Annotated in this window: 10 protein-coding genes; 1 reads left to right on the top strand and 9 read right to left on the bottom strand. The window is 60.4% G+C overall.

Going from position 1 to position 12,192, the window contains the following annotated elements; all coding sequences use genetic code 11:
• Positions 1-141: 141 nt before the first annotated feature.
• Positions 142-1,347, bottom strand: a complete 1,206-nt coding sequence (locus IB246_RS17830; RefSeq protein ID WP_008039859.1) for an MFS transporter — start codon at positions 1,345-1,347, stop codon at positions 142-144.
• A gap of 214 nt (positions 1,348-1,561) precedes the next feature.
• Between IB246_RS17830 and IB246_RS17825 the strand changes: the two genes are divergently transcribed.
• Complete coding sequence (locus tag IB246_RS17825; protein ID WP_008039861.1) at positions 1,562-2,179, top strand: hypothetical protein; 618 nt, start codon at positions 1,562-1,564, stop codon at positions 2,177-2,179.
• 178 nt (positions 2,180-2,357) lie between these two features.
• On the opposite strand, the gene IB246_RS17820 is transcribed toward IB246_RS17825, so the two are convergent.
• The 8 genes from IB246_RS17820 to gcl form a co-directional block, all read right to left on the bottom strand.
• Positions 2,358-3,353 (bottom strand): sulfate ABC transporter substrate-binding protein, encoded by a 996-nt coding sequence (locus IB246_RS17820; RefSeq protein WP_008039863.1) that lies wholly within the window; start codon positions 3,351-3,353, stop codon positions 2,358-2,360.
• 93 nt (positions 3,354-3,446) lie between these two features.
• The gene (locus tag IB246_RS17815) at positions 3,447-4,271 is read right to left on the bottom strand and encodes an ion transporter (protein ID WP_008039865.1); all 825 of its coding nucleotides are present in this window, start codon (positions 4,269-4,271) and stop codon (positions 3,447-3,449) included.
• A 21-nt stretch (positions 4,272-4,292) separates the two neighbouring features.
• Positions 4,293-5,207 (bottom strand): urea transporter, encoded by a 915-nt coding sequence (locus IB246_RS17810; RefSeq protein WP_008039867.1) that lies wholly within the window; start codon positions 5,205-5,207, stop codon positions 4,293-4,295.
• Between the two features lie 152 nt (positions 5,208-5,359).
• A complete protein-coding gene (gene pyk / locus IB246_RS17805) occupies positions 5,360-6,775 on the bottom strand; it encodes a pyruvate kinase (RefSeq protein WP_008039869.1) in 1,416 nt (471 codons plus the stop codon).
• Positions 6,765-8,045 (bottom strand): glycerate kinase, encoded by a 1,281-nt coding sequence (locus IB246_RS17800; protein WP_008026780.1) that lies wholly within the window; start codon positions 8,043-8,045, stop codon positions 6,765-6,767. The genes pyk and IB246_RS17800 overlap by 11 nt, the downstream gene beginning before the upstream one ends.
• A gap of 147 nt (positions 8,046-8,192) precedes the next feature.
• Positions 8,193-9,086 (bottom strand): 2-hydroxy-3-oxopropionate reductase, encoded by an 894-nt coding sequence (locus IB246_RS17795; RefSeq protein WP_008039871.1) that lies wholly within the window; start codon positions 9,084-9,086, stop codon positions 8,193-8,195.
• Positions 9,087-9,233: 147 nt separating this feature from the next.
• Complete coding sequence (hyi, locus tag IB246_RS17790; RefSeq protein ID WP_008026777.1) at positions 9,234-10,016, bottom strand: hydroxypyruvate isomerase; 783 nt, start codon at positions 10,014-10,016, stop codon at positions 9,234-9,236.
• Between the two features lie 142 nt (positions 10,017-10,158).
• On the bottom strand, positions 10,159-11,934 hold the full coding sequence (gene gcl, locus IB246_RS17785; RefSeq protein ID WP_008026775.1) for a glyoxylate carboligase: 1,776 nt from the start codon (positions 11,932-11,934) through the stop codon (positions 10,159-10,161).
• Positions 11,935-12,192 lie beyond the last annotated feature (258 nt).

The raw sequence follows: 12,192 nt of genomic DNA, 5'->3' as shown, positions 1-12,192 counted from the left end.
AACCGGTCAACCGCGAACCACATCCCGCATCGCTTCAGGCTCCGGACGCTGAGTGTAAACCGGGAATACCTCGGGGTGATTGCTGACGCAGAGCGAAAGCATTCATTCTCGGGGAGGCTTGCCCGCGAAGCTTTTGGATATCTATGCCGTTGCCAGCGAACGCTCCTGCGAAACACTCAAAAACCGCAACAACGCCAACAGTGGAAACGCACTACCCACAATCACGATCCACAACCAGCCGCCGTGTTCGTACACCGCACTGGCTACCGAGGAGCCAAACGCGCCGCCGATGAAGATGCTGGTCATGTACAACGCGTTCAGGCGACTGCGGCTTTTGGCGTCGAGGGCGTAGACCGCCCGTTGGCCGAGGACCATGTTCATCTGTACGCAGAAGTCGAGCACCACGCCGGTGACGGCGAGGCCGATGACGCTGTAGGCCGGATGGATGAATGCTGGCAGGAAGCTCAGGCTGGCGAACAGCAGCGCCAGCAGCGAAGCGATGCGGGTGTGGCCAGCATCGGCGAGTCGACCGGCGATGGGCGCGGCGATGGCTCCGATGGCGCCGACCAGGGCGAAAATCGCGATCTGGGTTTGCGACAAGCCATGATTACGTGCCAACTCCAGTGGCACGGCGGTCCAGAACAGGCTGAACGTGGCGAACATGCAGCCCTGATAAAACGCGCGCTGGCGCAATACCGGTTGCTGGCGCAGCAGCGTCCACAGCGAACCGAGCAACTGGCCATAAGAGGCGCTGTGATCAGGCTGGCGCTTGGGAATGGTCACGGCCAGCACGATGCTGATGGCCGCCATTAACACCGCCGCAATCACAAACATCGCACGCCAGCCGAAGTGGTCAGCCACGACGCTGGACACCGGTCGCGCCAACAGGATCCCCAGCAGCAAACCGCCCATGATCCCGCCGACCACTCGACCGCGAGATTCCTCCGGTGCCAGGTGCGCGGCCAGTGGAATCAGGATCTGTACCGACACCGAGCTGAAACCCACCAGCAACGAGATCAGCAGAAACACATTCGGCTGATCGGTGAACGCGGCGCCCAACAGACTGGCAATCGCCACCACGGTGGTGATGATCATCAGTCGGCGGTTTTCCAGCAGGTCACCCAGCGGCACCAGGAAGAACAGGCCCAGCGCGTAGCCAATCTGGGTCAGCGAAACGATCAGGCTGGCCATGGTGCTGGTCAGGCCGATGTCGGGCGCGATCAGGCCGATGATCGGTTGCGCGTAGTAAATGTTGGCAACGATGGCGCCGCAGCAGAAGGCAAACAGCAGCACCATGCCTTTGGTCATTGTCGCGGCACCGTGGGGCACCTGAGTCGCTGAGTTCATAACGTGTCTCGCTGAACAGAAAGGAATGCGTGAAGGCTAAGTGGCAGGCCGAGTCGGCGGAAGAGGGATTGGAGTGATAGCAATCATTCCTTTGCGGAATGAGTGGCGCTGGAACCTGCGCCTGAATTTCAAGATCCGATGATACATTCACTTACATCTTGTTCGATAGCGTGCTTATGTTCTCTCTTACGACCCATCACCGGAAGGCACTTTCATGAACGCGATGTTCCGTTACCTGATTCGCGGCACTTTGATCGGATTGTTCATGGCAAGCCTCGCCCAGGCTGCGGACGCACCGGGCATGCGCATCGGCGTACGTGGCGAGATCACCGGGGTCAGCCCCGACGTGTTGAAAGTCCACGTCAACAGCGGCGAAAACGTGGTCATCAACCTGACCAAGGACACCAAAATCCGCGCCGTCACGCTGGCCAATATCGAAGACATCAAACCGGGCAGCTACATCGGCTCGGCGGCCATTGCGCAGGAAGATGGCTCCCTCAAAGCGCTGGAAGTCCACGCCTTTCCGCCGGAGCTGGCCGGCAGTGGCGACGGCCATCGACCCTTCGACCTGGTCAAGGGCAGCAGCATGACCAACGGCAGCGTCGGTGATCTGGTGGTCAGTAATGGTCGGGTGTTGACCGTCAACTACAAGGGCGGACAGCAGAAGATTCTGGTGCCGGAGGATGTGCCGATCGTGAACCTGGTGCCGGGGGATCGCAGCTTGCTGAAGGTGGGTGTGAAGATCGTGACGTTTGTGACCCAGAGTGCCGATGGAACGCTGACCGCCCAATCCATCTCGGCTGGCAAGGACGGTGTCACGCCGCCGATGTGATGACAGGTGAAGTTCCCTGTGGGAGCGAGCCTGCTCGCGATGGCGGTGTATCAGTCACCATCAATGTGATTGACCCACCGCCATCGCGAGCAGGCTCGCTCCCACAGGGAACTTCAGCGAACACAAAAACAAAAAAGGCGACCTTCTCAGGTCGCCTTTTTCATTGGGCTATCAGCGTTTACTGAGCATAAATCTGATCAAAGATCCCACCATCATTGAAGTGCGTCTTCTGCACGGTGCGCCAGTCACCGAAGGTTTTCTCTACCGACAGGAAATCCACTTTCGGGAAGCGGTCGGTGTACTTGGCCAGTACCGCCGGGTCACGCGGACGCAGGTAGTTTGCCGCAGCAATTTCCTGGCCTTCCGGCGACCACAGGTACTTCAGGTATTCCTCGGCCGCCGCGCGGGTGCCTTTCTTCTCGACCACTTTGTCGACCACGGCCACTGGCGGCTCGGCTTCAGCGGAGACGCTCGGGTAGATCACTTCGAACTGATCACGGCCAAATTCGCGGGCAATCATTTCCGCTTCGTTTTCGAAGGTCACCAGCACGTCGCCGAGCTGGTTGGTCATGAAGGTAGTGGTAGCCGCACGACCACCGGTATCCAGCACCGGTGCTTGCTTGAACAGCTTGCCGACGAAGGCCTTGGCCTTGTTCTCGTCACCGCCGTTCTTCAGCACATAACCCCAGGCCGAAAGGTAGGTGTAGCGGCCGTTGCCCGAGGTTTTCGGGTTCGGCACGATCACCTGCACACCGTCCTTGAGCAGATCCGGCCAGTCTTTCAGGGCTTTCGGGTTGCCTTTGCGGACGATGAAAACCGTGGCCGAGGTGAACGGCGCGCTGTGGTTCGGCAGCAGGGTGACCCAGTTGTCCGGCACCAGTTTGCCGTTGTCCGCCAGGGCGTTGATGTCGGTGGCCATGTTCATGGTGATGACGTCAGCCGGCAGGCCGTCGATCACGGAGCGCGCCTGTTTGCTCGAACCGCCGAAAGACATCTGCAGGGTGATGTTTTCGTTGTGCTCGGCTTGCCAGTGTTTCTGGAAGGCAGCGTTGTAGTCCTTGTAGAAATCGCGCATCACGTCGTAGGAAACGTTGAGCAGGGTCGGTGCAGCCTGAGCCACGCTGGTCAATGCCAGGCCAGCGGCCAGAAGTGAGGCGCCAAAGAGTTTTTTCACTGCGCATTCCTTGTTCTAATTTAAATATGAGGCAATTTGCCAGCGACTATAACCGGGCTCGTATAGTCCTTTAAAGATTAAAAAGCACTTTGCTTATTCCAGTTTTTTGAACAACACATTGCCGCACCGCGAGCAAAATGCAGCGCCGTGCTCGTGGCTGTTTTTCTTACACACCGGGCAGTCGTGTTGCAACTGTTCGCCACGCATGGCGTTGGCCAGTTCGGCGGTGAAAATCCCGGTGGGCACGGCGATGATCGAGTAACCGGTGATCATCACCAGCGACGAAATCACCTGGCCCAGGGGCGTCTTCGGCACGATGTCGCCGAAGCCGACGGTGGTCAGCGTCACGATAGCCCAGTAGATGCCTTTTGGAATGCTGGTGAAGCCATGCTCCGGGCCTTCGATCACGTACATCAGCGTGCCGAACACCGTGACGAGCGTGCAGACGCTGACCAGAAACACCACGATCTTCTGCTTGCTGCCACGCAGCGCCAACATCAGGTAATTGGCTTGCTTGAGGTACGGACTGAGCTTGAGCACACGGAAAATCCGCAGCATCCGGATGATCCGGATAATCAGCAGGTACTGCGCATCGGCGTAATACAGCGCGAGGATGCCGGGCACGATCGCCAGCAAATCCACCAGCCCATAGAAGCTGAACGCATAACGCAGCGGCTTGGGCGAACAGTACAGGCGCAGGCCATATTCGATGGCGAAAATGACCGTGAAGCCCCACTCGATGTACGCCAACACGTTGGCGTAGTTCTGATGAATCGTGTCGATGCTGTCGAGCATCACGATGACGATGCTGGCGAGGATGATCAACAGCAGAATGCCGTCGAAGCGCCGCCCGGCCTTGGTGTCGCTCTGGAAAACCATGACGTAAAGGTCTTCACGCCAGTTTTTGCTGCTGTCCATGGATAACGCCTGAATCGAGAATCAGCGCAGCCTAGGGTGATTCTCCTCCAGAGTGCAAGGCGTACCGGCGACGGTGGTTTTGCCGAACATTTGCATAACCGTGCGGATCAGCCAGCAGGCGAGGATAAACGGCGCGGTCAGCGTTGGCAGACCGATGGCGGCAAACACCGGCGTCAGCAACAGCGCCGCTGCGATGCCGATGAGCGGCAGCCACGGTTGCTGGCGCAGCGAGCTGAGGGCGAGGGCGGCGAGTACGGCGTTATAGCCACCGAGGCCGATCAATGCGCTATAGACGTCTTGATGCAGCAGGCTCCAGCCCATGCCCGCGACAGACGCCAGCATCGCCCAGCAGAATGCGCGGCGATCAGCGATCAGCAAACCCACGGCAATCATCGCACCGGCCAGCGGATGACCGAGGAACATCACCTGGCCGAGGCCTTTCAGGGGGGCGAGGAGCATGTTCAACGCACTGACTTCGATCAAATGAGCTTCGGTCGAGGGGGTGGCGAAGCACAGCAGCAACCAGCCCAATCCCACGAAAGGCGCCGTATAGGCCGGCAGGTATTGGCTGACCCGGATGCGTTTGAGCCACTGCTGAGTGAGCATCGCGCTCAATCCGCCCGCAGCAATGATCAGCGGTGGCAACAGCGCGGACCAGGGGAAATACAGGCTCAGCAGCAAACCGAGCAGGACACCGTTGTAACTGAACAGCCCGGCCTGACGATCGGCCTTGGCGTAGTGGCGACGTTGCGCGGTGAGCAAACCGGCGACACCGCCCAGCAGCGCACCGCCGAGCAGGGCCGGTGCGGTGAATAGAATGGCGAGCAGGCACAACAGACCAAACAGCGGATGGCGCTGGAGGAAAATCTGGCTGAAGCCGTTGAGCAGGGCAGTCGCCCAATCGGGGCAGTGGGTGTTGAAGTGGTTGGCAGGCATGATGAAGTCTGTGGGTGTTTCAGTGAAACCGAGTCGCCAGCATCGCCAGCAGGCTGGCTCCCACACTGAATCTGCGTTCAGTCTTGATTTCGTTATCGACACAAAACCAATGTGGGAGCCAGCCTGCTGGCGATGAGGCCGGTATGGGCGCTCTAGATCAACGTCTCGATACGCAAAGAGTTAGTCGACCCAGGCTGCCCAAACGGCACACCCGCCGTGATCAATAAAGTGTCCCCGCGCTGCGCCATGCCCTGCGCCTGCGCAATCTCCAGCGCTGTCGAACACACCTCATCCACCTGGCGCAGACGATCATTGACCACCGAATGCACCCCCCACGCCACGGTCAAGCGGCGGGCGGTTTGCAGGTTCGGCGTCAGGTTCAGAATCGGCACCGTCGGCCGTTCCCGCGCCGCTCGCAGACTCGACGTGCCGGACTCGCTGTAGTTCACCAGCACCGCCACCGGCAACACGTTACTGATGCGACGAATCGCACAGCTGATCGCATCGGAAACGGTCGCCTCGGCTTTCGGCCGGCTGACGTCCAGTTGCGTCTGATAGTCCGGACCGTTTTCCACCTGGCGGATGATCTTGCTCATCATCTGCACAGCTTCTATCGGGTATTCGCCGGACGCGGTTTCCGCTGACAGCATCACCGCATCGGCGCCTTCGGCCACGGCGTTGGCCACATCGGTGACTTCGGCGCGGGTCGGGGCCGGGGAGAAGCGCATCGACTCCAGCATCTGCGTCGCCACCACCACCGGTTTGCCGAGTTGGCGGCAGATGCTGATGATGTTCTTCTGAATCTGCGGCACGCTTTCGGCGGGCACTTCGACGCCGAGGTCGCCACGGGCAACCATGATCGCGTCGCTCAATTCGGCGATTTCCCGCAGTTGCGTGACCGCCGATGGCTTCTCGATCTTGGCCATCAAAAACGCTTTGTCGCCGATCAGTTCACGCGCTTCGCGAATGTCTTCCGGGCGCTGCACGAACGACAGCGCGACCCAATCCACGCCCAACTCCAGACCGAAAGTCAGATCGCGACGATCCTTGGCCGTCAGCGGGCTCAACTCCAGCACCGCTTGCGGCACGTTCACGCCTTTGCGGTCCGAGAGTTCGCCGCCATTGAGCACCGTGGTGTCGATTGCGTCGGCGTATTTGGTGACCACGCGCAGTCGCAGTTTGCCGTCGTCGAGCAGCAAGTCCATGCCCGGCTCCAGCGCGGCGATGATTTCCGGGTGCGGCAGGTTGACCCTGCGTTGATCGCCCGGCGTCGGGTCCAGGTCCAGGCGCAGGGCCTGACCGCGATGCAACTGCACCTTGCCTTCGGCGAACTTGCCGACCCGCAGTTTCGGGCCTTGCAGGTCCATCAGGATCCCGAGCGGATAATTCAGTTGGCGCTCGACTTCACGAATCCATTGATAGCGTTGAGCGTGGTCGGCGTGATCGCCGTGGCTGAAGTTCAGGCGGAAGATGTTGACCCCGGCCTGCACCAACTCGCGGATGTCTTCGATCCCGTCGGTGGCCGGGCCGAGGGTGGCGAGGATTTTGACCTTTTTATCAGGCGTCATTTTTTGTGCTCTCGAGAATCAGGATGGCGCGGAAGTCGTTGACGTTGGTGCGGGTCGGCTCGGTGACGATCAACGCGTCGAGCGCCGCGAAATAGCCGTAGCCATTGTTGTTGTCGAGTTCATCACTGGCGCTCAAACCGAGGGCGGCGGCGCGGGCGTAGCTGTCCGGGGTCATGATCGCCCCGGCATTGTCTTCGGAGCCGTCGATGCCATCGGTGTCGCCGGCCAGCGCGTAGACGCCGGGCAAGCCTTTGAGGCTGTCGGTCAGGCTCAGGAGGAATTCGGCGTTGCGTCCGCCGCGACCATTGCCGCGCACGGTGACCGTGGTTTCACCGCCCGAAAGGATCACGCACGGCGCCGCCAATGGCTGGCCATGCAGGACCACTTGCCGCGCGATGCCGGCGTGAACCTTGGCCACTTCGCGGGATTCGCCTTCCAGGTCGCCGAGGATCAGCGGACTGAAACCGGCCTGACGGGCTTTCACTGCAGCGGCTTCAAGCGACTGTTGCGGGCGGGCGATCAATTGGAAATGACTGCGCGCCAGGCTCGGGTCGCCGGGTTTGACCGTCTCCGATTCCGGGCTTTGCAGCCAGTTGCGCACCGACGCCGGGACTTCAATGTCGTAGCGCTTGAGGATTGCCAGCGCTTCGGCGGAGGTGCTCGGGTCGGCCACGGTGGGGCCGGAAGCGATGACCGTGGCGAGGTCGCCCGGTACATCGGAAATCGCATAGGTATAAACAGTGGCGGGCCAGCAGGCTTTACCGAGACGGCCGCCCTTGATCGCCGAGAGGTGCTTGCGCACGCAGTTCATCTCGCCGATGGTCGCGCCGGATTTGAGCAGGGCTTTGTTGATCGATTGCTTGTCGGCGAGCGTGATGCCTTGGGCCGGAAGGGCGAGCAACGCAGAACCGCCACCGGAGAGCAGAAAGATGACGCGGTCGTCTTCGCTCAGGTTGCTGACCAGATCCAGCACACGCTTGGCGACGGCCAGGCCAGCGGCGTCCGGCACCGGGTGAGCGGCTTCGACGACTTCGATTTTTTCGCACGGGGCGCCGTGACCGTAACGCGTCACCACCAGGCCGGACACTTCACCCTGCCAGCAGCGCTCGACCACTTGGGCCATGGCGGCGGCAGCTTTGCCGGCGCCGATGACGATCACGCGACCACTGCGGTCAGTGGGCAAATGAGCTTCGAGGACTTGCTGCGGATGGGCCGCGTCAATGGCTGTGGCAAACAGCTCACGCAGGAATTGTTGCGGATCGACCGACATGGCGGGCTCCCGGAATTCTTGTTATTGGAGGGCAACTCGGCCCCTTGTGGGAGCTAGCCTGCTAGCGATTCAGGCGCTGAGGTCTACCAGACACACCGCGTCGATTTCATCGCTAGCAGGCTAGCTCCCACAGGGTCAGACAGAGACTTAGTTCTTATCGCGAATCGAGAAATTCGCCATGTGCTCCAGGCCTTTGATCAGCGCCGAGTGGTCCCAGTTGCTGCCACCGATGGCCGCGCAGGTGCTGAACACTTGCTGGGTGTTGGCGGTGTTCGGCAGGTTGATGTTCAGCTCTTTGGCGCCTTGCAGGGCCAGGTTCAGGTCCTTCTGGTGCAGGCTGATGCGGAAGCCTGGGTCGAAGGTGCCCTTGATCATGCGTTCGCCATGCACTTCGAGGATTTTCGACGAAGCGAAACCGCCCATCAGCGCTTCACGCACCTTGGCTGGATCGGCACCGTTTTTCGAAGCGAACAGCAGGGCTTCGGCCACGGCCTGAATGTTCAGCGCGACGATGATCTGGTTCGCCACTTTCGCGGTTTGACCGTCGCCGTTACCGCCCACCAGGGTGATGTTCTTGCCCATGGCCTGGAACAGCGGCAAGGCGCGTTCGAAGGCATCGGCATCGCCGCCGACCATGATGCTCAGGGTCGCAGCCTTGGCACCGACTTCACCGCCGGACACCGGCGCGTCGAGGTACTGCGCGCCTTTTTCGTTGATCTTGGCCGCGAAGGCTTTGGTGGCGGTGGGCGAGATCGAGCTCATGTCGATGACGACTTTGCCCTTGCCGACACCGGCCGCAATGCCGTCGGCACGGAACAGCACGTCATCGACCTGCGGGGTATCCGGCACCATGACGATGATGAATTCAGCTTCTTGCGCGACTTCTTTCGGGTTCGCCAAGGCGACAGCGCCACCGGCGATCAGGTCGGCAGGCGCGGCATCGTGGTGCGCCGACAGGAACAGGCTGTGACCGGCTTTCTGCAGGTTCAACGCCATTGGGTGGCCCATGATGCCGGTGCCGATAAATCCGATTTTAGCCATGAGAAATTCCTCTTGTTTTTATTGCTCTGTTCGCAAAATTCGTGGGTGTCAGCGAGGGCGCCTTCGCGGGCAAGCCTCGCTCCTACAGGGGCAGGGTTGTTCGTAGGAGCGAGGCTTGCCCGCGAAGAACGATGACGCGGTTTTCGATCAGATCGCGTTATGGGTTTTCAGCCAGCCCAGGCCTGCTTCGGTGGTGGTCAGCGGCTTGTATTCGCAACCGACCCAACCCTGATAACCAATCCGGTCCAGGTGTTCGAACAGGAAGCGGTAGTTGATTTCACCAGTGCCTGGTTCGTTGCGCCCCGGGTTGTCCGCCAATTGCACGTGATTGATTTCACCGAGGTGCGATTGCAGGGTGCGGGCCAGGTCGCCTTCCATGATTTGCATGTGATAGATGTCGTATTGCAGGAACAGATTGGCGCTGCCGACCTGCTCGCGAATCGACAGGGCTTGCGCCGTGTTGTTCAAGTAGAACCCTGGGATGTCGCGGGTGTTGATCGCTTCCATCACCAGTTTGATGCCCGCCGCTTGCAGCTTGTCGGCCGCGTACTTGAGGTTGGCGACAAAGGTTTTTTCCACGGTGGCATCGTCGACGCCTTGTGGACGAATACCGGCCAGGCAGTTGACCTGGGTGTTGCCCAGCACTTGCGCGTAGGCAATGGCCAGATCGACCCCGGCGCGGAATTCTTCAACCCGGTCCGGCAGGCACGCGATACCGCGTTCGCCCTTGGCCCAGTCACCGGCCGGCAGGTTGAACAACACCTGGGTCAGACCGTTGGCGTCTAGCTTGGCCTTGATCTCGGCGGAGCTGAAGTCGTAAGGGAACAGGTACTCGACACCACTGAAGCCGGCCTTGGCGGCCGCTTCGAAACGGGCGAGAAAGTCCTGTTCGGTGAACAGCATGGACAGGTTGGCTGCGAAACGCGGCATGGTGGTCTCCCGTAAATGTGTGAGCTCCCTCTGTAGGAGCGAGGCTTGCCCGCGAAGGCGTTGTGTCAGTCGGCATCAATGTTGAATGGCACGACGCCTTCGCGGGCAAGCCTCGCTCCTACAGGGGGGAGGCGGTCAGCTGTTAATCGAGCAGCGAAATCGCGGTCGGCGCATCGTTGCCGACCAGCGCCAGGTCTTCGAATTCGTTGACGGCGTTGATCTCGGTGCCCATGGAAATGTTGGTCACGCGCTCCAGAATAATCTCGACGATCACCGGCACCTTGAACTCTTCGATCAGCTCCTGGGCCCTGCGCAGTGCAGGCTGGATCTGAGCCGGTTCGAACACACGCAGCGCCTTGCAACCGAGGCCTTCGGCAACCGCGACGTGGTCGACACCGTAACCGTTGAGTTCCGGAGCGTTCAGGTTATCGAAGGACAGCTGCACGCAGTAGTCCATGTCGAAACCGCGCTGGGCCTGACGAATCAGCCCCAGGTACGAATTGTTTACCACAACGTGGATGTACGGCAGCTTGAACTGCGCGCCCACCGCCAATTCTTCGATCATGAACTGGAAGTCATAGTCGCCCGACAGTGCCACAACCTTGCGGTTCGGATCGGCCTTGACCACGCCCAGTGCAGCCGGAATGGTCCAGCCCAGCGGGCCGGCCTGACCGCAGTTGATCCAGTGACGCGGCTTGTAGACGTGCAGGAACTGCGCGCCGGCAATCTGCGACAGACCGATGGTGCTGACGTAGCAGGTGTCTTTGCCGAACACCTGGTTCATCTCTTCGTAAACGCGCTGCGGTTTGACCGGCACGTTGTCGAAGTGCGTCTTGCGTTGCAGGCTGGCTTTGCGCTGCTGGCAGTCTTGCAGCCAGGCGCTGCGGTTTTTCAGCTTGCCGGCGGCTTGCCATTCGCGAGCGACTTCGATGAACACGGTCAGCGCGGCAGCGGCGTCGGAGACGATGCCCAGGTCCGGGTTGAACACGCGGCCGATTTGCGTCGGCTCGATGTCAACGTGAATGAACTTGCGGCCTTCGGTATACACGTCGATCGAGCCGGTGTGGCGGTTGGCCCAACGGTTACCGACGCCCAGTACCACGTCGGACTTCAGCAGGGTGGCGTTGCCGTAACGGTGCGAAGTCTGCAAGCCCACCATGCCGACCATCAGCGGGTGATCGTCCGGGATCGTGCCCCAGCCCATCAGGGTCGGGATCACCGGAATGCCGGTCAGCTCGGCGAATTCCACCAGCAACTCGCTGGCATCGGCATTGATGATGCCGCCACCGGCGACCAGCAATGGACGCTCGGCCTGATCGAGCATGGCCAGGGCCTTCTCGATTTGCACGCGGTTAGCGGTTGGCTTGGCCAGTGGCAGCGGTTCGTAGGCGTCGATGTCGAATTCGATTTCGGCCATCTGCACGTCGAACGGCAGGTCGATCAGCACTGGGCCTGGACGGCCGGAGCGCATTTCGTAGAAGGCTTTCTGGAACGCATACGGCACTTGGCCCGGTTCCATGACAGTGGTCGCCCACTTGGTCACTGGCTTGACGATGGTGGTGATGTCGACAGCCTGGAAGTCTTCCTTGTGCATACGGGCGCGGGGTGCTTGCCCGGTGATGCACAGAATCGGGATCGAGTCGGCCGAGGCGCTGTAGAGCCCGGTGACCATGTCAGTACCGGCCGGGCCGGAAGTGCCGATGCACACGCCGATGTTGCCGGCCTTGGTGCGGGTGTAGCCCTCGGCCATGTGCGACGCGCCTTCAACGTGTCGAGCGAGGACGTGATCGATGCCGCCGACCTTTTGCAGGGCGGAGTACAACGGGTTGATGGCGGCACCGGGGATGCCAAAAGCGGTATCAACCCCTTCGCGGCGCATCACCAGAACGGCGGCTTCGATTGCTCTCATTTTGCTCATGGTTTTGTGCCTCTTACGTTTTGTAATTGTATACAAGTGGCTTTGCGCAGAGTGTATTCACGGCGGACGGCGCAGGTCAATCCATTTTCTCAAGCGACTGTTTCATTCGTCGGAAGCCTGTTCTGCTGTGGCTTTTCGTCGCATGTGGCGCTTTTCGATAATTATTGTATACAAAAAAATAACTCATTGTGTTCTATTTGTTGCATCGGACTGCGGTGCAAGCGCGCAGTCCTTCCGCTTTCCCTATAACAAAATGAG

It is taken from the genome of Pseudomonas sp. PDM01, assembly GCF_014852325.1.
GTDB classification, from domain to species: domain Bacteria; phylum Pseudomonadota; class Gammaproteobacteria; order Pseudomonadales; family Pseudomonadaceae; genus Aquipseudomonas; species Aquipseudomonas migulae.
Note: the sequence above shows the minus strand (reverse complement) of the source record. Positions and strands in the feature narration are given on the sequence as shown.

What these genes read in the sequence shown, in the direction of transcription:
- IB246_RS17830 (WP_008039859.1), bottom strand. Translation starts at nt 1,347, where the DNA reads ATGAACTCAGCGACTCAGGTGCCCCACGGTGCCGCGACAATGACCAAA.
- IB246_RS17800 (WP_008026780.1), bottom strand. Translation starts at nt 8,045, where the DNA reads ATGTCGGTCGATCCGCAACAATTCCTGCGTGAGCTGTTTGCCACAGCC.
- IB246_RS17810 (WP_008039867.1), bottom strand. Translation starts at nt 5,207, where the DNA reads ATGCCTGCCAACCACTTCAACACCCACTGCCCCGATTGGGCGACTGCC.
- IB246_RS17795 (WP_008039871.1), bottom strand. Translation starts at nt 9,086, where the DNA reads ATGGCTAAAATCGGATTTATCGGCACCGGCATCATGGGCCACCCAATG.
- IB246_RS17825 (WP_008039861.1), top strand. Translation starts at nt 1,562, where the DNA reads ATGAACGCGATGTTCCGTTACCTGATTCGCGGCACTTTGATCGGATTG.
- IB246_RS17815 (WP_008039865.1), bottom strand. Translation starts at nt 4,271, where the DNA reads ATGGACAGCAGCAAAAACTGGCGTGAAGACCTTTACGTCATGGTTTTC.
- pyk (WP_008039869.1), bottom strand. Translation starts at nt 6,775, where the DNA reads ATGACGCCTGATAAAAAGGTCAAAATCCTCGCCACCCTCGGCCCGGCC.
- hyi (WP_008026777.1), bottom strand. Translation starts at nt 10,016, where the DNA reads ATGCCGCGTTTCGCAGCCAACCTGTCCATGCTGTTCACCGAACAGGAC.
- gcl (WP_008026775.1), bottom strand. Translation starts at nt 11,934, where the DNA reads ATGAGCAAAATGAGAGCAATCGAAGCCGCCGTTCTGGTGATGCGCCGC.